Here is a 23,764-nt window from a genome sequence, read left to right on the forward strand (position 1 = left end):
CTTAGAAGTGCATGCCCGGCGACAGTTTCGCAGGCATTTCAAGTACATTGTTTTCGATCGAAGCGACTGGATAGGCGCAGTAGTCGGCCGCGTAGTAGGCGCTCGGACGATGGTTGCCCGATTGGCCCACGCCGCCAAACGGCGCGCTGCTGGCCGCGCCGGTGGTCGGGCGGTTCCAGTTGACGATGCCGGCGCGTGCGCGCACCTGGAAGATCTTCCACAGGTTTTCGTCGTTCGAGATCAGCGCCGAGGCCAGGCCGAATTCGGTGGCGTTGGCGGCTTTGATCGCGCTGTCGAAGTCCGCCACGCGGATCACTTGCAGCAGAGGGCCGAACCACTCTTCGTCAGGAATGCCTTTGGCGTCGGTGACATCGACGATGCCGGCCGAGACGAAGCCGGTGTTCTCTTCCAGCTGACGCATAGCCAGCAGGCTGCGGCCGCCCTTGGCGATCATGTCGGCCTGCGCCTGCACCAGGCGCTTGGCAATCGCTGCCGACACCACTGGGCCCATGAACGGCGCCGGTTCGGCGGCGGATGCGCCGATGGTCAAACGGCTGGCCACATCGACCAGGCGCGCGATGATAGCGTCGCCCTCGGCGCCCTGCTTGACGATCAGGCGGCGCGCGCAGGTGCAGCGCTGGCCGGCCGAGATGAAGGCCGACGAAATCGCCATGAACACGGCGGCGTCGATATCTTTAACGTCCCACACCACCAGCGGATTGTTACCGCCCATTTCCAGCGCCAGCATCTTGCCTGGCTGGCCGCCGAACTGCTTGTGCAGCGCGGTGCCGGTCTGGCAGCTGCCGGTGAACAGCACGCCGTCCAGCAAGGCGTTCTGGCCCAGCGCGATACCAGCATCGCGGCCACCGTTGACCAGGTTGATCACGCCCTTAGGCACGCCGGCTTTTTCCCACAGCTGCACGGTCTTGACGGCGGTGCGCGGTGCGTATTCGCTAGGCTTGAAGACCACGGTGTTACCGGCGATCAGCGCAGGCACGATATGGCCGTTCGGCAGATGGCCAGGGAAGTTGTAAGGACCGAACACGCCGAACACGCCGTGCGGACGGTGGCGCAGCACGGCCTCGCCATCGGCGACCTTGTTATTGGTCTCGCCGGTGCGCGCGCCGTAGGCCTGCACCGAGATATCGATCTTGTTGGCCATGGTGGTCACTTCGGTGCGGGCTTCCCACATCGGCTTGCCCACTTCTTCGGCGATCAGCAACGCCAGCTCTTCCGCGTCCTGCTTCAGCAGATCGCGGAAGCGGGTGCACACGGCGATACGCTCGGCCAGCGGCGTCAGCGCCCAGGCTTCGAACGCCTCGCGCGCGGCGGCGGCGGCGTGGCCCACGTCCTGCGCGGTCGATTCGTTGCTGGCCCAGGTCTGCTTGCCGTTCGACGGATCGATCGTCACCAGTTCGGCGCCGCTGCCGGCGAGCCACTCGCCGTTGATGAAGTTACTCAGAGCTTTAGACATGTGGATTCTTCCTCAGATTAAGGGTCAGCGTGCGCACCGTATCGCCAGGATGGCAGTGCAGGAGTTGTTGTTCGGCTTCCGGCAGCGCGATGGCGCCATTGACCGGCACCGATTGCGACAGGATCATGCGGAAATCCTTGAGCGTAGTGTTCGACACCAGCATCGGTTCGGCGACGGCCGTCTCCGGCGCGCAGGCCGAATCCCAGTCGGTCGCCAGGCCGATTTCAGCCAGCGTGCTCTCGCGCATGGCGCGCAGTTCCGACACGCGCGCCTGCAGCACCGGGCCGGCGTCAAAGATGTCGACATAGCCTTCGAAGTACAGACCTTCCTGTTCCAGCAGGCGGCGCGCCGGCGCGGTCGAGGTATGGACCTTGCCGATCACTTCCTGCGCGTCTTCCGGCAGGTAGGCCACGTACAGCGGCTGGCGCGGCATCAGTTCGGCGATGAAGGACTTCTTGCCGACGGCGGTGAGGTCGTCGACATGGTCGAAGTCCATCTTGAAGAAGTGGCGGCCCAGGCCTTCGTAGAACGGCGAGCGGCCGCCCTCTTCCTGGTAGCCGCGCATCTCGGCGATCAGCTTTTCGGTGAACAGATGCGGAAACTGGGCGATGAACAGGAAGCGGCTCTTCGACAGCAGCTTGCCGTTGTTGCCGCTGCGGTAGTCCGGCGCCAGGAACAGCGAGCACAGTTCGGTGCTGCCGGTCAGGTCGTTCGACAGGTAGAGCGTGTCCATGCGGGTGAACACGTCCAGCTCGCGGCTGGAGTGCACCAGCGTGCCGATGCGGTAGTTGTAGAACGGTTCGGTCAAACCCACCGAGCCCTTGATCGCGCACACGCCGGCGATGCGGCCGTTGCTGGTGTCCTCCATGACGAACATGTAGTCGCGCTTTTCGGGCGGGATGGTTTCGGCGAACGAGGCCACGGCGATGGCCAGGCGGTCGCCCATCATCTTCATGTCCGGCTTGAGGGTGGTCATGCCGCTGCCGACCTGCGTGGCCATCACGTACAGGGCGTCGAGGTCGTTGGCTGTGATTGCGCGTACTACTAGCATAGGTGGTCCACTCTTAGATTCTGACGCAGATGACGGTATCGCCTTCGGCGATCTGAAGCGCTTCCTGCACATCGGCCGGCAGCGCCACGTTGACTTGCGATTCCAGCGCCGCGCAATGCGTAATCACGGAGCGGAAGTTGTGTTCGGAGCCCGACGACACGGCGTAGCGCAGCTGCGGCTCGCGGCCGCGGTCCGGCGATTCGCCGGCCGTGGTCACGCGGCGCTGCAGCGCGCCGGTGAAGGTGCGCAGCGTGTTCTTGTGCGCCTGCAGAATCGGGCCGCCGTCGAAGATGTCGATGTAGTCGTCGGCTTCGAAGCCTTCGGCCGTCAGCAGGTTGAACGCCAGCTCGCCCGATGGATGGATCTGGCCCATGGCCGCTTGCGCGTCGCCCGGCAGCAGCGGCACGTAGACCGGATAGTGCGGCATCAGCTCGACGATCAGCGTGCGGTTGCGGGCGCCGCCGATGACGCGCTCGGCATCGAGGAAGTCCATCTTGAAGAACTTGCGGCCCAGCGCATCCCAGAACGGCGAACCGCCGTCAGCGTCGGTGACGCCGGCCAGCGGCACGAAGAAGCGGTCGGCGAAGCGGTGCGGCGCCAGCACGGCGAACATCAGGCGCGCACGCGACAGCAGCGCCGCTTCCGGCGTGCCGTGTTCGCGCTCGCCGACGTAAAAGCTCGACAGTTGGGAGTAGCCGGTCAGCTCGGAGCACAGCGTCAGCGCGTGCACGCTGTGGCTGATGTTCAGGTCGCGCGATACCTGCTGGATCACGTCGTTGCGGAAGGAGAAATAGGTGCCGTTGGAGCCGGCGGCGGCGAACATGGCGGCGGTGCCGACGATGGTTTTATCGGCCGGCGACTCAAGCACCAGCAGGTAGGATTCTTCGCTCGGGATGTCGACGTGCGCGGCAAACGAGGCGATCGAACGCTCGATCATGTCGACGATCTTTTCGCGCGTTTTCGGCAAGGTGTGCACACCCGGCATGGTCACTGCGGCCAGCGCTTCGAGGGCAGCAATATCCGCAAGTTCTACCGGACGGACTACATACATGGGAACTCCTTGGTGCTTTAAATGCATGCAAGCCCGTAGCGGACGCCCGGGCCGTTAACGTCGTTCCCGCGGAGGCGGGAACCCATGGAACGCCGGCCCGGAGGCTCAGCATGGATTCCCGCCTGCGCGGGAATGACTTCGGTAATTACGCCGCGTTGATCATGCCATCCAGCGACAGGCGCAGGATGCGGTCGACCTCGGCGATCTGCGCGTCGGTCACGATCAGCGCAGGCGCCAGGCGCACCACGTCCATGCCGGCGATCAGCACCATCAGGCCGTTGGCTTCAGCGGCGCGCTGGATATCTTTCGAACGGCCTTTCCAGCCATCGGTGACGACCAGGCCCAGCAGCAGACCGGCGCCGCGCACCAGCGTGAACACCTGCGAGTAATCGGCCACCAGTTTTTCCATCGTCGAACGCAGCTTGGCGCTGGCTTCTTTCACGCGGGCCAGGAAGGCTGGCTGGTTGATCGTGTCCAGCACGGTCAGCGCCACAGTCGCGGCCAGCGGGTTGCCGCCGTAGGTGGTGCCGTGGGTGCCTACGCCCAGCGTCTTGGCCAGTTCGTCGGTGGTCAGCATGGCGCCGATCGGGTAGCCGTTGCCCAGCGCCTTGGCGGCGGTCAGGATGTCCGGGGTGATGCCGTAGGTCATGTAGTGGAACAGGTCGCCGGTGCGGCCCATGCCCGATTGCACTTCGTCGAAGATCAGCAGGGCGCCGGTCTTGGTGCACAGGTCGCGCAGCTCTTGCAGGAAGGCCTTGTCGCCAGGGACCACGCCGCCTTCGCCTTGCAGCGGTTCGACGATCACGGCGCAGACGTCGTCGCCGATGGCGGCGCGTGCGGACTCGATGTCGTTATAGGTGACGTGTTCGATCGCTGGCGGCAGCGGCTCGAAGCCTTCGGTGTACTTGGACTGGCCGCCGACCGACACGGTGAACAGCGTGCGGCCGTGGAACGACTGGTAGCACGACACGATGCGCGATTTGTGCGCGCCGAACTTGGTGTGGGCGTATTTACGGGCCAGCTTCAGTGCGGCTTCGTTGGCTTCGGCGCCGGAGTTGCAGAAGAAGGCGCGGTCGGCGAAGGTCGCTTCGGTCAGCGCGGTGGCCAGGCGCAGCACTGGCTCGTTGGTGTAGCCGTTACCCAGGTGCCACAGGGTGTTGGCCTGGCGGGTCAGCGCTTCGACCACGGCCGGGTTGCAGTGGCCCAGCGATGCGACGGCGATGCCGGAGGTGAAGTCCAGGTAGTGCTTGCCATTCTGGTCCCACAGGTCCAGACCAGCGCCTCGGACCGGTACCATCGCTGCTGGTGCATAGGTTGGCACCAGAACTTCATCAAAGGTCTGACGAGTTACAGGACGGGTGGTGACGGTCGTATCGAGCTTGGCGTTCATGGCATTCCCTATTAATGTTGGGTAAGGCGCGGCACAGCACCGCGTGGACCCATTATAAAAAGCGGCATGCTAAAACTCTTTTCAAATGGCGACAAGGATTTTCACTTTTGGCCGCAAAGTAAGCTTGTCAGAACGACTAGCCTATACAGGTGGGCTGAGCTTGCGTTGCCGCTCTTCTCGCGGGGTGTTGCCGAACAGCGCGCCGAAGGCGGTCGAGAAGTGGGAGCCGGACGAGAATCCGCACATCAGCCCCACCTGCACGATGGAATGATTGGTCTCCAACAGCAACTGCCGGGCGCGCTGCAAACGCAACTCCAGGTAGTAGCGCGACGGCAGGCTGCCCAGGTATTGCTTGAACAGCCGCTCCAGCTGGCGGCGCGACAGGCCGACCAGGTTGGCGATGTCGTCGGTGGACAGCGGTTCCTCGATATTGGTTTCCATCAGCGTCACCGCCTCGGACAGGCGCGGCTGCAAGGCGCCGAAGCGGGCCTGCAGGGCGACCCGCTGGCGCTCCTCGTGGCCGCGCACGCGCTCGATGCACAGGCTTTCCTTGATGGTGGCTTGCACGGTGGCGCCGAACAGATGCTCGATCATGGTCAGCGAAAAGTCGATGCTGGCGGCGCCGCCGCAGCAGCTCAGGTGGCGGCCGTCCAGTTCGAACAGGTGCGGGGTCAGGATGGCGCGTTCGGAGATGCCCTCGGTGTCGGCGTACAGCGCCCACGGCAAGGCGATACGCACGCCCGCCATCAAGCCGGCGGTGGCCAGCCACAGCACGCCCGCGCCGACGCCGCCCCAGTACTCGGCCGAACGGCAGCGCTCGATGACGGCGCGGCTCAGCTCCGGGGCCATCGGCGCCTGGCCCTCGTCGGCCACCAGCAGCGCGAGGTGAGGATTGTGAGGCGGCCAGCCCGGCTGCGCCAGCACCACCTGCGCCGGCGTCATGGTTTCCAGATGCAGCACGTCGCGGCCCAGCGTGGCGGCGGCCAGGCGCAGCGGCTGCACCAGGCCGGCCCAGGTGATCGCATCGGCTTCGCCCGCGTTCACCAGCAGCATGCGCAGCGGCCGCTCTTGTGTGACGCGGGATAAATTATCGAAAGACATCGGACCTCTACTCCGGAGCCAGCGCGGCGGCGGGCCGCTCGGTGCTCCATTGGCTGACGATCATGCCGGAAATCAGCAGCGCCGCGCCCAGCAAGCCGTTCCAGGCCAGCGTCTCGCCCAGCCAGAAGTAGGCGAAGATCGCCGCGCAGCCCGGCTCGAACGCATAGATCACCGCCGCCTCGTTGGCGCTGCTGTGGCTCTGGCCCCAGGTCTGCAGCGAAATGATGGCAGCCGTGGCGACCACGCCCAGGTAGACCAGGTTCAGGCCGTACATCTGCAAGCCCTTCCAGATGTAGCTGACGTAGTCCGGCAAATCCTGGCTGCGCTCGGCAAAGCCCAGCGGCACTTCGCGCATCAGCAGCCACACGGCGGCGCACACGGCCACGGTCCAGATCTGCGAGGCGGTCAGCACCATCAGCTTGTCAACCTTGCGGGTGGTGGTTTCCATCAGCTTGACGTAGATGCCGAAGAACAGCGCGCACAGCAGCGCCAGCGTATCGCCGCGCCCCCAGGTGAAGCTGCCCTCCCAGCACAGCGCGAACAGGCCGGCCAGCGCCAGCACCAGCGCGACGACGATGCGGCGCTCCAGCCGCGCGCCCATCAGCACGCCCAGCAGCGGCGGCACCAGCACGTTCAGGCCGGTGACGAAGGCGTTGCGGTTGGAACTGGTCAGCGCCAGCCCCTCGATCTGGAACACGTAGCACAGGAACAACACCGCGCCGGCGATGATGCCCCAGCGGATATCGTTCCATTTCGCCCGCCACATAAACGGCAGCAACAGCACGCCGGCCAGCGCGAAGCGGCACAGCACGATCCAGCTGGCCGACAGGTAGCCGGTCATGTCCTTCATCGCAGGGAAAGTCGTGCCCCATACCAGGGTCACGATGAGCAAAGCGGCAATACCGCGCAAGTGTTGAGGCATGGTTTTTTTATTATGAATGTGCGTCCGCCATTATAGTCCCGGCCAAGATTGCCGGTGCGAACCGGCTATAATCACAGTCTATGGGTGAACGTTTTTTGAAAAGCATCCGGCTGCTGGCCGATTGCTTACAGAGCTATGAGCGGCTCTCTGGCCAGTATGTGCGCCAGAGCGGCTTGACGCACGCCCAGTTCGATATCATCGCCACGCTGGGCAATACGCCCGGCATGTCCTATAAAGAACTGGGTGACAAGACACTGATCACCAAGGGCACGCTGACCGGCGTGATCGAACGACTGGAGCAAAAAGGCCTGGTGGAACGTCAGCGCAACGACTGCGACAAACGTTCCTTCTTTGTCCGGCTGACGGCGGAAGGCGAGCAGGTGTTTTGCACAGTCTTCCCGAAAGTCGTCGGGGAAAGCGGGAAAGTGTTCGCGCACTACAGCGAAGACGATTTCGCCGCCCTTGAAAAAACGCTGTCCGAACTTAAAACTGTGATTACGGCCGGCCATACCGAATGCCCGTCCACCCACGACTCAACCAAGGAAATCATTTGAAAACGACTCTGCTCGAAGGCAAAAAGCCTGCCAAATTCGACAAACACATCATCGGCAACCTGCTGCTGAACCAGGCGACGCCTGACGAAGTGCGCCAGGAAAAACTGATCATCGGCGTACGCAACGAAGACGGCGAAATCTACCGCCTGATCGGCGCGACCAAGCACAACAGCTTCATGAACGCCATCGAAGAACTGTTCGACCTGGGCCTGACCGACGAACTGCAAGACACCGACGCCACGCAAGACGGCTGCGACGCCATCTTCAGCGAGCAGTAATCTGCGCTGAAGGCGGCTTGTTGTGCCGCGCAAAAGTATTTTCAGAAGAAGTGCCACACGGCAATATTCCGAGTATAATTTTTTGCAATGGACAGACTCGACGCCTTCAAGACTATTGCTGCTCAGGCGAGCCGGGGTGAGCTTTCGTTCCCGGCCAACGTCAACGCCTCGCTGCGCCTGCAGCAGGCGCTGAGCGATCCCGACTGCCACGTCGAAGCGGCAGCCAAGCTGATCCAGGCAGACCCGTTGCTGGCGGCGCGCAGCGTCGCCATCGCCAACTCGGTGGCCTACAACCGATCCGGTACTGAAATCTCCAGCGTGCGCGCCGCCGTGCAGCGCCTGGGCGTACGCACCCTGCAATCGCTGGTGGCGGCGCTGATCGTGCGCCAGATCGGCAGCCAGGTCACCGATCCCGGCCTGCAAGCCAAAATCAATCAACTGTGGGAACACACGGCGCACGTGGCCGCGCTGTCGCAAGTGATCGCGCGCAGGGTCACGCACGTCGATCCGGATACCGCGCTGTTTGCCGGCATCATGCACGAGGTGGCGGGCTTCTACATGCTGTCCTGCGCCGGCGACTTCCCGGAAGTGATGGACGGCGAGCCCGAAGACTGGGTCGAACATGGCGAGGTGGAAATAGGCCGCGGCGTGCTGACCAAGCTGGGCGTGCCGGACGGCGTCTACAAATCGCTCGAATCGATGTGGATAGGCTTGCGCGCGCTGCCACCCGAAACCCTGGGCGACACGCTGCTGCTGGCCAATGATTTATCGCCGGTGCATTCGCCGCTGTACCAGCGTCCGGGCGCGACCACGCTGCAGGGCGCGCGCACCATCGACTTCGTGGTCGGCGAAGGCACGCTGCACGCCATCATGAGCGAATCGGCCAACGAGGTGCAGTCGCTGTACGCGGTGCTGATGCTGTAATGTCATTCCCGCGCAGGCGGGAATCCATAAGCCGCGTCCGAAGCACGCTCAGCATGGGTTCCCGCGTTCGCGGGAACGACGCCGCACAAAAAAAAGCCCGCTGGGAAGCGGGCAAAGTCCAAAACTAGGGATCTCCTCCAGAGGAGACACACCCAGAGTACCCCGCCCGTCCCGCTCGCTCTGTGCGCCAGTTCACATATAAGCGCATTTTTCTATCACCACACCGGTTCCGATTGTTTCCACGCATCCAGCTGCTGAATCCGGCCCAGCCACGCCATCATCTTCGGATATTGGGTGACAGGCAATTTAGCTTGCTCGATGTACATCAACGGCGCGGCCACCGCCAGATCCGCCAGGCTCAGCTTGTCGCCGGCAACCCACTCGCGCCCCGCCAGATGCTGCTCCAGCACGGCGCCGAAACGCGCCACCAGCCGTGCGCCCTTGTCCAGTTCCGCAGGGTCGGGCATGCCGCCGCCGGTGATGCCCTTCCAGATGTTTTCCCAGACGATGATGCCTATCGCCGGCGAAAAATGCTGGTTGGCCCACAGCATCCAGCGGTTGATGTCGGCACGCTGCACGATGTCGTCCGGATACAGCGTCTGGCCTAGCGTGCGGTCGGCCAGGTATTGCATGATGGCGCAGGATTCCCACAGGATAAAGTCGCTGTCCTGCAGCACCGGCACCATGCCGTTGGGGTTGAGCACTGTCAGGCGGCGGCGGTCTTCCTCGCTCATCAGGTTGACTTCGGTCACGTCCAGCGGCGTGCCCATGTGGATGGCCGCCAGCATCACGCGGCGCGAATTGGAGGAAGCGGGGTGGTGGTATAAGCGCATTTGAAAGTCTCCATCAGGTGAGTTGAGGACTTCATCGTACGACCGGGCCGCGACAGTTTTTGTCAGTAGTCTTCGCGCAGGTTCTGTTGCTGGCGCCAGGTCTTCAGCAAGTCGCTGCGACGGGCCGGATAACGCACGCCCAACGATTCTACGCCTGCAATACGGTCGATGCGGAAATGGCGGAAGGCCATGCGCATCTCGCACCACGCGGCCAGCAGCCGCTTGCCCTCAAGGAAGGCCAGCGCGAACGGCCACACCACCCGGTCCGACGGCTTGCCCTGTTCGTCCTGGTACGACATGCGCAGCCGGTGCTGGTAGCGTATCGCCTCGCGCACCGGGCGCACGTGGACGTCGCTGGCGGCATCCTGGTCCTGGCCCAGCGGCACCCACAGGCTGGTTTCGGCCATGTCGTCGCGCAGGTCTTTCGGCGTGGCGGCGGCGATCTTGGCCAGCGCGTTGTTGGCGGCGGCGGCCAGCGCCTCGTCGCCCTGCCGGCGCACCCAGCGCGCGCCCAGCACCAGCGCCTCCAGCTCGTCGGCGCCGAACATCAGCGGCGGCAGGAAGAAGCCGGCCTTCAACATGTAGCCGACGCCGGCCTCGCCCTCCAGCGGCGCGCCCAGGCCGGACAGGGTCTGGATGTCGCGGTAGATGGTGCGTTCGGATACGCCCAGTTGCTCGGCCAGGCGAGCGGCGGTGACGGGGCGGCGGTAGCCGCGCATCGCATCCATCAGCAGGAAAAGTCGGCCGGTACGGCTCATCGTTGCTCTCTCATTTGTCGGTCGGCGGGACGTCCGCCCGCCGACTAGTCGAGGTCGAGCAGGAAGTTGCGTTGCGGTGCGTCCAGCGTGGTGTTGTCGGTGGCTGTTTCATCCTTGAGCGCGACGCCGGACAACTGGCGTTGGCGCGACTCGGACAGCAAGTAGTGAAGCTTGAAGGCTGCGTCGTCGTAGGTCAAGCCCGCAGGCCGTACATTCGAGATGCAATTGCGGGCGGCGTCGGTCAGGCCGCTCTTCGGCGCCCAGGTCAGGTACAGGCCCATGCTGTCCGGCGAGCTCAGGCCGGGACGTTCGCCGACCAGCACCACCACCGCGCGCGCGCCCAGCAACTCGCCCACCTCGTCACCCACCGCCACCCGCCCCTGGCGCACGATGGACAGCGGCGCCAGCGTCCACGACTCCGCGGCCAGGCGCGCCATCAGCACCTTCAGGAAGGGCAAGGCGTTCTGTTCGATGGCCAGCGCCGACAGGCCGTCGGCGATGACGAAGGCCAGGTCATAGCCGGCCGGGTCGGATGCGCGCTCCAGCAGCGCCTGGCGCGAGGCTTCGTCCAGTCGCCGGCCCAGGTCGGGGCGTTGCAGATAAATGTCGCGACTGGCGGCCGCGCTGTGCAGCGGCAGGCAGGGCAAGCCGCTGGAGGCTTGCAGGGCGTCGCCCAGCGCGGCGTGGTCCAGCGCCAGGTGCACGGCGTCGCGTGCGCGCGCATGGGCCAGCTGGAACTCCAGTTGCGGCGCGGTCGGCTGGCTGACGCCGCTGCGGCCCAGCGCGATGCGCGCCGCCGTGAAGCGCCGCAGCGAACGCCACGGATTGGCGATGACGACGCCGTCCTCGCTGGCGTCGGCGCAGTCGCTGGTGGCCGGAAGCAGGTGCTCGGCGTCGTTCATGCGGACTCCTATCAGTTCAGACTAGCCAACGCGCGCTGGAAGGATGCCGGCAGCGCATTGCCCAGTGTAGCGCACTCGTCGCCGGTGAAGATTTCCATCTGCTTCAGCCAGGCCTCGAATTCCGGCGCCGGCTTCAGGCCCAGCACGCGGCGCGCGTACAGCGCGTCGTGGAAGGAGGTGGTCTGGTAGTTGAGCATGATGTCGTCCGAGCCCGGGATGCCCATGACGAAGGTGCAGCCGGCCGTGCCCAGCAGGGTCAGCAGGATGTCCATGTCGTTCTGGTCGGCCTCGGCGTGGTTGGTGTAGCAGACGTCGCAGCCCATCGGCAGGCCCAGCAGCTTGGCGCAGAAGTGGTCCTCCAGCCCGGCGCGCACGATCTGCTTGCCGTCGTACAGGTACTCGGGGCCGATGAAGCCGACCACCGAATTGACCAGCAGCGGCTGGAACTTGCGCGCCACCGCGTAGGCGCGCGTCTCGCAGGTCTGCTGGTCGACGCCGTGGTGGGCGTTGGCCGACAGCGCGCTGCCCTGCCCCGTCTCGAAATACATGACGTTGTTGCCCACCGTGCCGCGCTGCAGCGACAGCGCCGCCTGCTGCGCCTCGCCCAGCAAGGCCAGGTTGATGCCGAAGCTGGCGTTGGCCGCCTCGGTGCCGGCAATCGACTGGAACACCAGGTCGATAGGCGCACCGCGCTCGATGGCGGCGATGGTGTTGGTCACGTGCGTCAGCACGCACGATTGCGTGGGGATGCCGTAGCGGTCGATGATCTCGTCGAGCATGGTGACGATCTTGATTACCTGCGGCACGTTGTCGGTGGCGGGATTGATGCCGATCACCGCGTCGCCGCTGCCGTACAGCAGGCCGTCCAGCACGCTGGCGGCGATGCCGGTGGCGTCGTCGGTCGGGTGGTTGGGCTGCAGGCGCGTGGCCATGCGTCCCGCCAGGCCGATGGTGTTGCGGAAGCGCGTGACGACACGGCACTTCTTCGCCACCAGGATCAGGTCCTGGATGCGCATGATCTTGGAAACGGCCGCCGCCATCTCCGGCGTGATGCCCGGAGCGACGGCGGCCAGAACCGCCTCATCGGCGGCGTCGCCAAGCAGCCAGTTGCGGAAGTCGCCCACGGTCAGGTGGGCGATGCGGGCAAAGGCGGCGCGGTCGTGATCGTCGACGATCAGCCGCGTCACCTCGTCCTGCTCGTACGGCACCACCATCTGGTTGAGGAATAGTGTCAGCGGCAGTTCGGCCAGCGCCATCTGCGCCGCCACCCGCTCCTCGGCGCTGGCCGCCGCCAGCCCCGCCAGATAGTCGCCGGAACGCGCCGGCGTCGCCTTCGCCATCAAGTCCTTCAGGTCGCGGAACTGATAAGTCCTGCTGCCTACCGTATGTGCAAAGCTGCTCATGGCCGTCTCCCGATACTGCCGGTGTACTAAAGACCGTCGTTCCCGCGCAGGCGGGAACCCATAGAACGCGTGAGTACAGGCTCAGCATGGATTCCCGCGTGCGCGGGAATGACGAATTAACCGTTACTAAAAATTGCGCGCGGCCGTCAGTTGCAGACGCTTCTGTGCCACGTTCTTGCCGCTGCCGTCGGCGTTGAAGAAGGTCCACAACGGCGTGCCGTTCTTGCTGGCGTCGCCGCTATTGTAGGTGGCCGCCGCCGAGAACGCCCAGCTGTCGATGGTCTTGGTCACACCGGCCTTGACGTCGAAGAAATTGAAATCGCTCATATTGCGCACCTGCTGGCGGCCGGCGTGCAGGTTCAGCACCAGGCCCGGCGCCAGCTCGGGATTCCAGTTCGCCTCGACATAGGCGGTGCCGCGCGTGTTGGCCAGCTTGCCGCTGTCCGGCTGCACGGCGAAGCCGAACCAGTACTCGCTCAGCGCCACCCAGGCGTAGGCATTGAAGGCGCCGATGTTCACGCCCAGCTTGGCCTCCTGGGTATGGTACTTGATGTCCTTGCCGCCTGCCGCAAAGTGCGCGCCCGGATACCAGTAGGTGACGAGGCCGGCGTCGATATTGTTGCCCTCGCTCAGCGGGTAGCGGTAGCCGCCGTAGACGTCGATCTCCGAACCGCTGCCGTTGTTGTAGGCCGCGTGCGAGACGCCGGAGCCGAACAGCCCAAGGTAGAAGCCGCTGACATGCGTAAAGTCCAGCGTGGCTTGCGCGGTGGGCTTGGCCTGCGTCTGCGAAATGCCGCGGAACAGGTAGTCCGACACCAGCGTCAGGTTGCCGGTGTTGGTCCAGTCTGGCGCGGGTGCGGCAGGTGCGGCATCGGCAGCCAGCGCGCCGCCTGCTGCGCAAGCCAGGCAACCGGCCGCAGCCAGCATGGAGAAGAGTTTTTTGGACATGGATGAAGCTCCGTAATTGGAAAGTTAGACGGCGTCGAAAGCCGCGTGCTGCTGGCGGTTGCCCTTGGTGGCCAGGAAGAACACATAGCCGGCAGCCAGGAAGGCGACGAACACGCCGAAGATCAGCGGGTTGTAGTACACCATCGTCACCAGGCAGACCAGGGCGCCGGCCAGCGCGATGGCCGGGAACAGCGGATAGAACGGCGCGCGGAAAGGACGCACCATGTTCGGCTCCGCGCGGCGCAGCTTGAACAGGCTCAGCATGCTGAGGATGTACATCGTGATCGCACCGAACACCGACATGGTGACGATGTTGGCGGTCAGGGTCTGGCCGCCGATCTTGATCAGCTCGTCGCTATAGATGGCAGCGATGCCGATCACGCCGCCCGCAAGGATGGCGCGGTGCGGCGTCTTGAAACGTGGGTGGATCTTGGCGAAGTAATGCGGCAGGTAAGCCTCGCGTGCCAGTGCAAAGATCTGGCGCGAATAGCCGAGGATGATGCCGTGGAAGGAAGCGATCAGTCCGAACAGGCCCAGCCACACCAGCATGTGCAGCCAGTTGCTGTTCTCGCCGACGATGATCTTCATGGCCTGCGGCAGCGGGTCGTTGATATTGGCCAGCTTGGTCCAGTCGCCAGCGCCGCCGGCAAACACCATCACACCGATCGCCAGCAGCACCAGCGTAATGATGCCGGCGATGTAGGCGATAGGGATCGAACGTTTCGGATCCTTGGCTTCCTCGGCCGCCATGGCCACGCCCTCGATCGCCAGGAAGAACCAGATCGCAAACGGGATCGCCGCGAACATGCCGGGGATGGAAGCGATGCTGAAACTGTCTTGTCCGGACCAGCCGCCCTTGACGAAGTTCGCCACCGAGAAGCCCGGCGACACCACGCCCATGAACACCAGCAGTTCGAAGATGGCCAGCAGCGTCATCAGCAATTCGAAGGTGGCCGCCACCTGCACGCCGACGATGTTCAAGGTCATGAACACCACATAGGCGCCGACCGCCGCCGTCTTCGGATCGACCGTCGGAAACTGCACGTTCAGGTAGGCGCCAATCGCCAGCGCAATCGCCGGCGGCGCGAACACGAACTCGATCAGCGTGGCCGCGCCGGCCAGGTAGCCGCCGGTCGGACCGAAGGCGCGCTTGCTGTAGGCGAACGGGCCGCCCGCATGCGGGATCGACGTGGTCAGCTCGGTGAAGCTGAAGATGAAGGTGGCGTACATGGCCGCGATGAACAGCGCGGTGATGGTGAAGCCCAGCGTCCCCGCCGAGGCCCAGCCGTAACTCCAGCCGAAGTACTCGCCCGAGATCACCAGGCCTACCGCGATGCCCCACAACTGGAAGGTGCCTAGCGACTGTTGCAGCGCCGGTTGCCCGGCCGCCTGTTTTGCATTCATGTGATTCTCCCTAAGGTAAAGCGCGTCTGGTATGGAAGTTGCAGCAGAATCGAGTATAGGAGCCAGCCAAATGCCAGCGTTATCGAAAATCGGCAAACTTGCGAGGGGCTAGCGTCCAAGGGAAGAAATAACAACAGTGGGAGAAAAATAATATGCACCAGACTGCGACAGAGTTGTTACACAGTGCGCCAGATTTGCGCACTGTGATGGCGCACGACGCCGACGAATTGGCCAGCAAGCTCACCAACTGGCAACAAAGCTACGACCAGATCAGCTCCGGCCTGTTCCGTGGCGCGCTGACCGAGCTGCGCCTGCCGCAGCTGCAAGTGTTCCGGGAAAGCCTGAGCCAGTCGGTGCGCCAATCCTGCCGCGTGTGGCCGGACGCGATCTGGTTCGGCCTGCCGGACCACGGCGCCGCCACCCGCATCAACGGCCGCCAGACCGCCGCCGACTGGATCATGGTGCAGCCCGGCAACGTTGAATTCGAACTGGTAACGCCGAGCGCCTACAGCATCTACGGCATCGTCGCCAGCCGCGAGCTGCTGGTCGAGACGGCGCGGCGCTACGGCTGCGAGATCGACTGGCAGCGCGTGCAGTCGGCCGAGCTGTTGCAGGTGGATGCGCAGGCGCAGGCCCGCTGCCTGCATGTGCTGGGGCAGTTGCTGCCGGCCGAAGGCCTGGGCTGCGCCGAAGGCATGGCGCAGTGGCAGGAGACGGTGCTGAGCGCCCTGCTCGACATGCTGGACCACAGCTGTGTGGAACCGGCGCTGGCCGCCAGCCTGCAACGGCGCCGCCACGTGGTCGCACTGGCGCGCGAGTACATCATGGCGCACCGCAGCGAATCGATCACCGTGCCGGAGCTGTGCGAGCGCGTGCACGTCAGCCGCCGCACCTTGCAGTACTGCTTCGAGGACGTGCTGGGCATGAGCCCCATGCTCTACCTGCGCATGGTGCGCCTGAACGGCGTGCGGCGGCAGTTGCAGGACGGCGGCGCCATCGGCGACGTGGCCGGCTCCTGGGGGTTGAGCAACTTCAGCCAGTTCTCCAGCGACTACCGCAAGCTGTTCGGCCAGTGCCCGTCGGCGTCGCTGCGCTCGCGTTCACGCTCGACGCCGCACTCGCTCAGATAAGGCGCAGCGCGCCGGCCAATGCGCCGGCGGCGATCAGTATCACCGGATTGATTTTGGAGCGCAGCAGTATCAGCGCGGCCGCCAGCGTCAGCGCGTCGGCCTGGATGTCGACGTTGGAGATGCGCGTGAACAGCCAGGCGGTGGCGGCCAGGAAGCCTATCGAGATCGGCGCGAAGGCATCGCCCAGCGCCCGCGTCAAACGCCCGCCCGCATGCCGCGCCTGCAAGCGGATCGCGGTCAACGTGAGCAGCGTGGAAGGCAGCAGCACCGCCAGCGTAGTGCAGATGGCGCCGGCCCAACCGGCGATCAGCCAGCCCACCAGCGATACGAACAGCAGATTGGGACCGGGCGCCGCCTGCGCTATCGCATACGCCGCCGCGAACTGCTCATTGCTCAACCACTGCCTGGCGTCGACCACATAGTGCCCCACCTGCGGCCCAAGCAGCACGACGCCGCCGCCCACTGCCATCAAGGACATCACCGCGATATGCAGCGACAGTTCCGTCACCGGAGATTGCTCGTTCATTTTTTCTCTCCCACCAGATAAAACGCCCCCGCGCCCAGCGGCGCCAGCAGGCCGAACACCAGCGCCAGCTGCCATTGCAGCAGGCCCAGTCCTATAAAGGCCAGCGCCAGCAAGGCCAGTCGCAGCAGCGTGCCGCGTGCGCGCCAGTCGGCCTTGGCGAACAGGGACTTGGCCATCTTCACGGCGGTCGCCAGGATCAGGCCCGCCGCCACCGCAGCCATGCCGCGTATCGCGTGGCGGAACACTTCGACCTCGCCGAAGCGCTGGTACGCCACGCCCAGCGCGACCACCACCAGGAAGGGACCGGCGATCATGCCGGCCAATGCAGCCAGCGCGCCGCGCGTGCCGGCGTAGCGGCTGCCCACCATCAGCGCGACGTTGCAGATGGTGGGACCGGGCAGCATCTGGCTGGTGGCGAGGTACTTCGCGAATTCCTCGGCCGTCAGCCACTTGCGCTGCTCGACCAGCGCCCGGTAGGCGAACGGCATCACGCCGCCAAAGCCCATCAGCGCCAGCCTGGAAAACACCAGGAATATGGTTGATAGCGGCATGATCTTCTCCTTCGGTTTCGATGGGGAGAATTTTCCGCCTCGGAGAAATATAAGTACAATGAATTTATTTAGACCATTCATTCATATTTCTAATGAAAATCGACATACTCGGCGTACAGGCTTTTGTCGCGATTGCGGACTTCGGCGGATTTCAAAAAGCGGCGGAGACGCTGCACGTGACGCAGACCGCCGTCACGCAGCGCTTGCGCAATCTGGAGGACTTCCTGGGCGTGATGCTGATCGAACGTACCACGCGCTCCATCGCGCTAACCAGCATCGGCGAGGATTTCCTGCCGCAGGCGCGGCGTCTGTTGCAAGAGCTGTCGTCGACATTGAGCGAGATACGCGAGACGGGCAAGGCGCAGCGCGGCGACGTGGCGCTGGCCTGCGTGCCGACGGTGGGCATACAGTATCTGCCGCAGATCATCCAGGCCTACTCGGCGCGCTTCCCCGACAATCGCATCAAGATCCTCGACCACGCCTCATCGCGCGTGGCGGAGGCGGTGCAGCGGCGCGAAGCGGAATTCGGCATCAGCCTGGCGGGCAGCATGCATCCCGACCTGGTGTCGGTGCCGCTGCTGGAGGACCAGTTCGTGCTGGTGTGCCGCGACGATCATCCTCTGGCGAAGCGACGCTCGCTGACGTGGACGCAGATCCAGCCCTACCCGCTGATCTTCTCGGGTGACGTCAACGGCAACCGCGCGCTGCTCGACAGCTACCTGGGTGACAAGAGCGCGGACCTGAACCTGCAATTCCAGTACGACGTGCAGCGCAGCGCGACGGCGGTGGGGCTGGTGGCTTCGGGCATCGCCGCCGCCATCGTGCCACGGCTGGCCATCCTCAAGGGCAGCTATCCGCGCCTGCGCATCATCACGCTGAAGGAGCCGACCATCTCGCGCCAGCTGGTACTCATCACCCGCAAGGCCGGCCACCTGTCGCCGGCCGCGCAGGCGCTGTACGACATGATTAAAACGGGGCGCTGACGTACCGGACACTCAGCATGGGTTCCCGCCTGCGCGGGAACGACCGTCATTCCCGCGCAGGCGGGAATCCATACGACCTCAAAACAATCAGAAGCTGATCCCATACTCGCGGAACTTGGCCGACATCGTGCGGCGTTCCTGCTCCTCGGCCTCGCGCTGCGCCGGATCTTTGCTGGTGATTTCGGCCGGCATGCGGCCGGCGGCGGTTTCGAACTGTCCGCGCGCCTCCTCGCGCCGGCCCAGCGCCTCGTAGGCCAGGCCGCGATGGAAGTAAGCCGGCGCGTAGCTCGGCTGCGACTGCAATCCCAGCGACAGCGCCTGCACTGCTTCGTCGTAGCGCTTCATGGCATGCAGCGTCAGGCCGAGATGGTATTGCATCATCATCGACGGTTTGTTGAACAGCACCCGGGTCAATTCCTCGGCCTTGCGCAGGATGCGCAGGCTTTCGCCGTACTTGCCATCCTTGCGCGTCTGCGCGGCGTAGTTGATGTAGCGGTAGAACACGCGTGTCTGGCGCTTCTTGACCATCTCGCGCAGGTCGGAGAGGTAGCGGCTGGTGTCGTCGCCAGCGTGGGCGGCGCAATCGTCGTAGGCGCGCGCGCCGCGCTTGCCCCAGCTGGTGTAGACGCGGCGCTCACCGATGCGGTTCAGCAGGCCGGACATGGTCGCGTAGTCGCCGGCCTGGCAGGCGAAGTAGGCGTAGGCGTTCAGGTTCCACGGATCGGGATAGCGGTCCACCAGCGCATCGAAGCTGGTCTTCATCTCGCTCCAGTCGGCGAGGCTGTTTTCGAACAGCTTGTCGTCGTAGGCCATCTGGCTCATGTACCAGTAGACGCGGGCGTACATCGCTTCCGAATCGCCGGTGCGTACGGACATCGCGCTGCGGGCGATATCGTCCACCGCATCGGGCGCGCTGGCCCACATCTCGGTGGAGAAGAAGGCGGCGCTGAAGTAGGTCTCGTGATAGTTCGGGAATTCCTTGCGGGCGTCGGCCACGGTGTTCATCACGCCGAGGAAACTGTAGTGGTCCGTGTACGGCAGCACTTGCAGCAGCGCTTTGTAGAACTCCGGATCGCGTTCCTTCAGCATCGGCTTTTCAAGCGTGTTGATGATGCTCATCGCCTCGCGCGTGGCGACCAGCATGCGTTCGATGTCCGCCTTGGGTACGTCCTTGTAGTTGGCCGTGCCGCGGAAGGCTGTGCCGCGCGCGAGCAGCACGTAGGTGTGATAGATGCGCGCCGCGCTCGATTTGGGGAACTGCTTTTCCCAGGCCTTGGCTTCGTTCTCGATGCGGGTCCAGTAGGCCATGTCGCGCGTGGCCTGCGGACGCCAGCGCAGCTGGTTGTAGAAGATCGCCAGCTTCCACACGCCGCTGCCGGTGCGCTGCTGCGGATCCAGCAGACGCTTGCGCAGCGCCTCCAGGCTCTTGTAGTCGCCTTTGTCCAGATAGCCCTGCACTTCGGCGATCAATGCGTTGCGCGCTTTCAGCTCCTCGCTCTCCGGCGCCGATGGCGCGGCGGCAGGAACGGCGGCGGCAGGCGCCGCCTCCCTTGCACCCTCCATCGCTTTTGCCACTGCTACTTGCAAGCGCCCCGCTTCCGGTCCGGCAGGGCGCGACTTGTCGATCCGCTCGCCCCACTCATCGCCGCCGATGGCCCGCTGCGACGACACGCCATCCACATACACGCTGATGTAGCCGAAGTAGTTGAGCAGCAGCGGCTTGCCGGGGCCGAAGTAGTCCTTCTCGACCACCAGCCCGTCGCCGCTCGGCGGCCACGGATCGTTCATGTGCAGCACATCGCGGATCGCCGCTTCGACCCGCACGGGGTCGAGTTTTTTGCATTCATCGTTCAAACGCTTGGGATGGAAGCTGCACACCTGCGCGGTGTTGCGCGTCTTGATGAACCACTGGGCGATGGCGTCGCCGGCATGGCCGTCGGGCTGCTCGATCAGCATCGACGCCTCGATCGGCTCGCCCGCGTACTCCGCCAGCTTCTGATGGATGGGCCGCTGCGGATGCTGCTGCGGCCAGATCCGCATGAATTCACGTTCGGCGATCGGATGGTCGCGCAGCGCGGATTGATAGCTCAAATCCCACGGCAGCTCGGCGCCATGCGCGGCGCAGCAGACCAGCAGGCCGGCCAGTAATTTGTACGACGGCATAAAAAAAATCCCCCAAGGCGTAAGCGCTGGGGGATTCTACTATCAAATCGATAACGTTGTTTTACACTACAGCGCCATCGGTTTCGTCTTTTTCCTTGATCGGCTTGATCAGGTCTTCACGCTTCACGCCCAGCCACATGGCCACTGCGGCAGCCACGAACACCGACGAGTAAATACCGAAGCAGATACCGATGGTCAGCGCGACGGCGAAGTAGTGCAGCGTAGGACCGCCCAGGAACAGCATCGACAGCACCATCATCTGCGTGCAGCCGTGGGTGATGATGGTACGCGAGATGGTCGAGGTGATCGCGTTGTCGATCACTTCATGCACCGACGCCTTGCGCTGCTTGCGGAAGTTTTCGCGGATACGGTCGAAGATAACCACCGACTCGTTGACCGAGTAACCCAGCACCGCCAGCACCGCCGCCAGCACCGTCAGCGAGAACTCCCAGTGGAAGAAGGCGAAGAAGCCGAGGATGATGACCACGTCGTGCAAGTTGGCGATGATCGCCGCCACCGCGAATTTCCATTCGAAGCGCACGGCCAGGTAGATCATCACGCCGATGATCACCATCACCAGTGCGTTCAAGCCGTTCTGCGCCAGCTCGTCGCCGACCTGCGGGCCGACGAATTCGACTTTTTGCAGCGACACCGTTTCAACACCGGCAGCGTCCATGCAAGCGGATTTGACCACGTGCTCGCCCTTGACGCTCACGGCGTCGATCTGCTTGGTGGCACCCTGCTCGGCCGCGCACAGCGTGGTGAACACCAGTTGCGACGCATCCTTGGAGGTGACGTTCTTCACCACCGGCAGGCGCAGCATGACGTCATGCGCGGTGCCGAAGCTGGTCACTTCAGGTTGCTCGTAGCCGATCTTCTCCAGCGAGTGACGGATCTGCTCCAGCTTTGCAGGCTGCTGGTATTTCAGTTCCATCACCGTGCCGCCGGTGAACTCCACCGAGAAGTTCAGCGGACGGGTGATCAGGAAGAACACGGCCGCGACGAAGGTCAACGCGGAAATCACGTTGAACACCAGCGCGTGGCGCATGAACGGTATGTCTTTTTTGATGCGGAAAAATTCCATGTGAACCCCTGAGTTATTTCAGACCCGGTACCCAAACGGTACCGATGGCGATCGATTGCAGCTTCTTCTTGCGGCCGTACCAGAGGTTGACCACACCGCGCGAAATGAATACGGCGGAGAACATCGAGGTCAGAATGCCCAGGCAGTGCACCACGGCGAAGCCGCGGATAGGACCGGAACCGAACACCCACAGGGCGATACCGACGATCAGCGTGGTCACGTTGGAGTCGATGATGGTGGCCCATGCGCGGTCGAAGCCGGCCGCGATGGCCGCCTGCGGCGTGGCGCCGGAGCGCAGCTCTTCGCGGATACGCTCGTTAATCAGCACGTTGGCGTCAATCGCCATACCCAGCGCCAGCGCGATAGCGGCGATACCAGGCAGGGTCAGGGTCGCCTGCATCAGCGACAGCAAGGCCAGCAGCAGCAACAGGTTGCAGGCCAGGGCCAGCACGCTGAAGAAACCGAACATCATGTAGTAGGCGACCATGAAGATGGCGATGGCGGCAAAGCCGTACATCGTCGAATGCAGACCCTTGTTGATGTTCTCGGCACCCAGTTGCGGGCCGATGGTGCGTTCTTCGATCACGTCCATTGGCGCGGACAGCGCGCCGGAGCGCAGCAGCAGCGCCAGCTCAGCGGAGTTTTCCGCGTTGCCCATGCCGGTGATCTGGAAGCGGCTGCTCAGCTCTTGCTGAATGGTCGCCACGGACAGCACTTCAGGCTTGCCTTTTTCGAACAGCACGATGGACATCTTCTTGCCCACGCGGTCGCGGGTGGCATCACGGATCTTGCGGCCGCCGTCGCCGTTCAGCTCGATGCTGACGGCAGGCTGCTGGTTCTGGTCGTAGGTGGCGGTGGCGCTGGAGATGTAGTCGCCGGTCAGCACCACGTCCTTGGACAGCACGACCGGCACGGCCTTGCCGACGGTGAACAGCTCCGAGTTGAACGGAATCGCCGCCGACATTTCGGTGCCCGGCGTGACGCTCTCGTCGACCATGCGGATTTCCAGCGTCGCGGTGCGGCCGATCACGGCGCGCGCGCGCGCCACGTCCTGCACGCCCGGCAGCTGGACCACGATGCGGTCGGGGCCTTGCTGCTGGATGATAGGCTCGGCCACGCCCAGCTCATTGACGCGCTTGGACAGCGTGGAGATGTTCTGCTTGACGCCGTCGTCGACGGTTTGCTTGAGCGCGATCGGCTTCAGGCTGATGGTGGTTTTCAGCGCATCGCCTTCGCCGGCATCGACGAACATCAGGTCGGTCATCTGGCCTTGCAGTACGTCCTTGGCCTTCTGGCGGGTGGCGTCGTCGCGGAATTTGATTTCAATGGTGTCGCCCACGCGGTCGATGCCGGCGTGACGCACGTTCTTGTCGCGCAGCAGGCTGCGCGATGCGGCCTGGATGCCTTGCACACGCTTGGTCAGCACGGCCTTGGTATCGACCTGCATCAGGAAGTGCACACCGCCGCGCAAGTCGAGGCCGAGGTACATCGGCAACGCATGCAGGGCTTGCATCCATTTAGGCGTATCTTTTTGCAGGTTCAGCGCGACCAGATAGGTCGGATCGGCCGGATCGGCGTTCAAGCCTTTTTCCAGCACCGACTTGGCGCGGAACTGGGTGTCGGGATCGGCGAAGCGGGCGCGCACGGAAGCGTAGGTGCCGGTGCCGTCGAAGGCGATGCCGTTGTAGGCGATGTTGGCGCCCTTGAGCACCTCTTCCACCTTGGCGCGCATGTCGGACGACATCTTGACGGTCGATTTGCCGCTCGTGACTTGAACCGCAGGCGATTCACCGTAGTAGTTGGGCGCGGTGTACAGCGCGCCCAGCAGGACGGCGACTACGATCAGTATGTATTTCCAGAGAGGATAGCGATTCATATTGTTCAACGTTCAGTGTTAGGCGTCGGATGCAATACGGCCCGCGCAATGCGGGCCGGGACCAGATTACAGCGCCTTCAGCGTGCCCTTAGGCAGCAGCATGGTGACGGAGTTCTTTTGCACCGTCAGTTCGGCGCCGCTGGAGATTTCCAGGGTCACATACAGGTCGGTCACTTTGGAGACCTTGCCCAGCACACCGCCGGCGGTGACGACTTCGTCGCCCTTGGCCAGCGCTTCCATCATGGCCTTCTGCTCTTTCGCGCGCTTCTGCTGAGGACGGATCATCAGGAAGTACATCGCGACAAACATCAGGATCAGCGGCAGGAAGCTGCCGAGATTGCCGCCCAGGCCGAGTGCGTCGAGTGGGGATGCCGATTGGGCGTAAGCGTTGGAAATGAACACAGGTGACTCCGATAATAGTTTGAAAAAATAGCGCTGTATTCTAGCACTGGCCGGAA

The 23,764-nt window shown here is 64.0% G+C and carries 23 protein-coding genes; 5 read left to right on the top strand and 18 right to left on the bottom strand.

Features of this window, described 5'->3' with window-relative positions; all coding sequences use genetic code 11:
• Position 1: 1 nt before the first annotated feature.
• The 6 genes from astD to GEV02_RS24565 form a co-directional block, all read right to left on the bottom strand.
• Positions 2-1,474 (bottom strand): succinylglutamate-semialdehyde dehydrogenase, encoded by a 1,473-nt coding sequence (astD, locus tag GEV02_RS24540; RefSeq protein ID WP_152840566.1) that lies wholly within the window; start codon positions 1,472-1,474, stop codon positions 2-4.
• A complete protein-coding gene (gene astA, locus GEV02_RS24545; protein WP_152840567.1) occupies positions 1,467-2,525 on the bottom strand; it encodes an arginine N-succinyltransferase in 1,059 nt (352 codons plus the stop codon). The genes astD and astA overlap by 8 nt, the downstream gene beginning before the upstream one ends.
• A gap of 13 nt (positions 2,526-2,538) precedes the next feature.
• Positions 2,539-3,576, bottom strand: coding sequence for an arginine N-succinyltransferase (locus GEV02_RS24550; protein WP_152840568.1), 1,038 nt, complete (start codon positions 3,574-3,576; stop codon positions 2,539-2,541).
• A gap of 145 nt (positions 3,577-3,721) precedes the next feature.
• Positions 3,722-4,966 carry an acetylornithine/succinylornithine family transaminase gene (gene astC, locus GEV02_RS24555; protein ID WP_152840569.1) on the bottom strand — a complete coding sequence of 415 codons (1,245 nt, stop codon included), beginning with the start codon at positions 4,964-4,966 and terminating at the stop codon, positions 3,722-3,724.
• A gap of 141 nt (positions 4,967-5,107) precedes the next feature.
• Positions 5,108-6,067: a GlxA family transcriptional regulator gene (locus GEV02_RS24560; RefSeq protein ID WP_152840570.1), complete on the bottom strand. Its 960-nt coding sequence runs from the start codon at positions 6,065-6,067 to the stop codon at positions 5,108-5,110.
• 7 nt (positions 6,068-6,074) lie between these two features.
• A complete protein-coding gene (locus GEV02_RS24565; protein WP_152840571.1) occupies positions 6,075-6,989 on the bottom strand; it encodes a DMT family transporter in 915 nt (304 codons plus the stop codon).
• A gap of 80 nt (positions 6,990-7,069) precedes the next feature.
• On the opposite strand from GEV02_RS24565, the gene GEV02_RS24570 reads away from it, so the two are divergent.
• The 3 genes from GEV02_RS24570 (at position 7,070) to GEV02_RS24580 (ending at position 8,745) form a co-directional block, all read left to right on the top strand.
• Positions 7,070-7,543, top strand: coding sequence for a MarR family winged helix-turn-helix transcriptional regulator (locus GEV02_RS24570; protein WP_008452943.1), 474 nt, complete (start codon positions 7,070-7,072; stop codon positions 7,541-7,543).
• The gene (locus tag GEV02_RS24575; RefSeq protein WP_008452944.1) at positions 7,540-7,821 is read left to right on the top strand and encodes a hypothetical protein; all 282 of its coding nucleotides are present in this window, start codon (positions 7,540-7,542) and stop codon (positions 7,819-7,821) included. Before GEV02_RS24570 ends, GEV02_RS24575 begins: the two co-directional genes overlap by 4 nt.
• Before the next feature lie 87 nt (positions 7,822-7,908).
• Entirely contained in the window at positions 7,909-8,745 is an 837-nt protein-coding gene (locus GEV02_RS24580; RefSeq protein ID WP_152840572.1) for an HDOD domain-containing protein, read from the top strand.
• Positions 8,746-8,960: 215 nt separating this feature from the next.
• On the opposite strand, the gene GEV02_RS24585 is transcribed toward GEV02_RS24580, so the two are convergent.
• The 6 genes from GEV02_RS24585 to eat all read right to left on the bottom strand — a co-directional run bounded on the left by GEV02_RS24585 (position 8,961) and on the right by eat (position 14,993).
• Entirely contained in the window at positions 8,961-9,578 is a 618-nt protein-coding gene (locus GEV02_RS24585) for a glutathione S-transferase family protein (RefSeq protein ID WP_152840573.1), read from the bottom strand.
• A gap of 62 nt (positions 9,579-9,640) precedes the next feature.
• Positions 9,641-10,336: a helix-turn-helix transcriptional regulator gene (locus GEV02_RS24590; RefSeq protein ID WP_174999322.1), complete on the bottom strand. Its 696-nt coding sequence runs from the start codon at positions 10,334-10,336 to the stop codon at positions 9,641-9,643.
• A 44-nt stretch (positions 10,337-10,380) separates the two neighbouring features.
• A complete protein-coding gene (eutC, locus tag GEV02_RS24595) occupies positions 10,381-11,238 on the bottom strand; it encodes an ethanolamine ammonia-lyase subunit EutC (RefSeq protein ID WP_152840574.1) in 858 nt (285 codons plus the stop codon).
• A gap of 11 nt (positions 11,239-11,249) precedes the next feature.
• Positions 11,250-12,641 carry an ethanolamine ammonia-lyase subunit EutB gene (locus GEV02_RS24600; RefSeq protein ID WP_152840575.1) on the bottom strand — a complete coding sequence of 464 codons (1,392 nt, stop codon included), beginning with the start codon at positions 12,639-12,641 and terminating at the stop codon, positions 11,250-11,252.
• Between the two features lie 126 nt (positions 12,642-12,767).
• A complete protein-coding gene (locus GEV02_RS24610) occupies positions 12,768-13,589 on the bottom strand; it encodes a TorF family putative porin (RefSeq protein ID WP_152840577.1) in 822 nt (273 codons plus the stop codon).
• 24 nt (positions 13,590-13,613) lie between these two features.
• A complete protein-coding gene (eat, locus tag GEV02_RS24615) occupies positions 13,614-14,993 on the bottom strand; it encodes an ethanolamine permease (RefSeq protein ID WP_152840578.1) in 1,380 nt (459 codons plus the stop codon).
• Between the two features lie 206 nt (positions 14,994-15,199).
• Between eat and GEV02_RS24620 the strand changes: the two genes are divergently transcribed.
• Positions 15,200-16,123 (top strand): helix-turn-helix domain-containing protein, encoded by a 924-nt coding sequence (locus GEV02_RS24620; RefSeq protein WP_229212232.1) that lies wholly within the window; start codon positions 15,200-15,202, stop codon positions 16,121-16,123.
• Here the strand turns inward: GEV02_RS24620 and GEV02_RS24625 are convergent.
• On the bottom strand, positions 16,116-16,649 hold the full coding sequence (locus tag GEV02_RS24625) for a chromate transporter (protein WP_152840579.1): 534 nt from the start codon (positions 16,647-16,649) through the stop codon (positions 16,116-16,118). The two genes, GEV02_RS24620 and GEV02_RS24625, sit on opposite strands and share 8 nt — an antisense overlap.
• Positions 16,646-17,200, bottom strand: a complete 555-nt coding sequence (locus GEV02_RS24630; protein WP_152840580.1) for a chromate transporter — start codon at positions 17,198-17,200, stop codon at positions 16,646-16,648. The genes GEV02_RS24625 and GEV02_RS24630 overlap by 4 nt, the downstream gene beginning before the upstream one ends.
• A gap of 92 nt (positions 17,201-17,292) precedes the next feature.
• Between GEV02_RS24630 and GEV02_RS24635 the strand changes: the two genes are divergently transcribed.
• On the top strand, positions 17,293-18,183 hold the full coding sequence (locus tag GEV02_RS24635) for a LysR family transcriptional regulator (RefSeq protein WP_152840581.1): 891 nt from the start codon (positions 17,293-17,295) through the stop codon (positions 18,181-18,183).
• An 87-nt stretch (positions 18,184-18,270) separates the two neighbouring features.
• Here GEV02_RS24635 and GEV02_RS24640 read toward each other — a convergent pair whose 3' ends face one another.
• The 4 genes from GEV02_RS24640 to yajC form a co-directional block, all read right to left on the bottom strand.
• The gene (locus tag GEV02_RS24640) at positions 18,271-20,346 is read right to left on the bottom strand and encodes a tetratricopeptide repeat protein (protein WP_152840582.1); all 2,076 of its coding nucleotides are present in this window, start codon (positions 20,344-20,346) and stop codon (positions 18,271-18,273) included.
• Positions 20,347-20,407: 61 nt separating this feature from the next.
• Positions 20,408-21,430, bottom strand: a complete 1,023-nt coding sequence (gene secF / locus GEV02_RS24645) for a protein translocase subunit SecF (protein ID WP_152840583.1) — start codon at positions 21,428-21,430, stop codon at positions 20,408-20,410.
• A gap of 13 nt (positions 21,431-21,443) precedes the next feature.
• The gene (gene secD, locus GEV02_RS24650; RefSeq protein WP_152840584.1) at positions 21,444-23,306 is read right to left on the bottom strand and encodes a protein translocase subunit SecD; all 1,863 of its coding nucleotides are present in this window, start codon (positions 23,304-23,306) and stop codon (positions 21,444-21,446) included.
• Between the two features lie 66 nt (positions 23,307-23,372).
• Positions 23,373-23,708, bottom strand: coding sequence for a preprotein translocase subunit YajC (gene yajC, locus GEV02_RS24655; protein WP_008452975.1), 336 nt, complete (start codon positions 23,706-23,708; stop codon positions 23,373-23,375).
• Positions 23,709-23,764: the final 56 nt, after the last annotated feature.

It is taken from the genome of Rugamonas aquatica (genome assembly GCF_009380215.1).
GTDB classification, from domain to species: Bacteria; Pseudomonadota; Gammaproteobacteria; order Burkholderiales; family Burkholderiaceae_D; genus Rugamonas; species Rugamonas aquatica_B.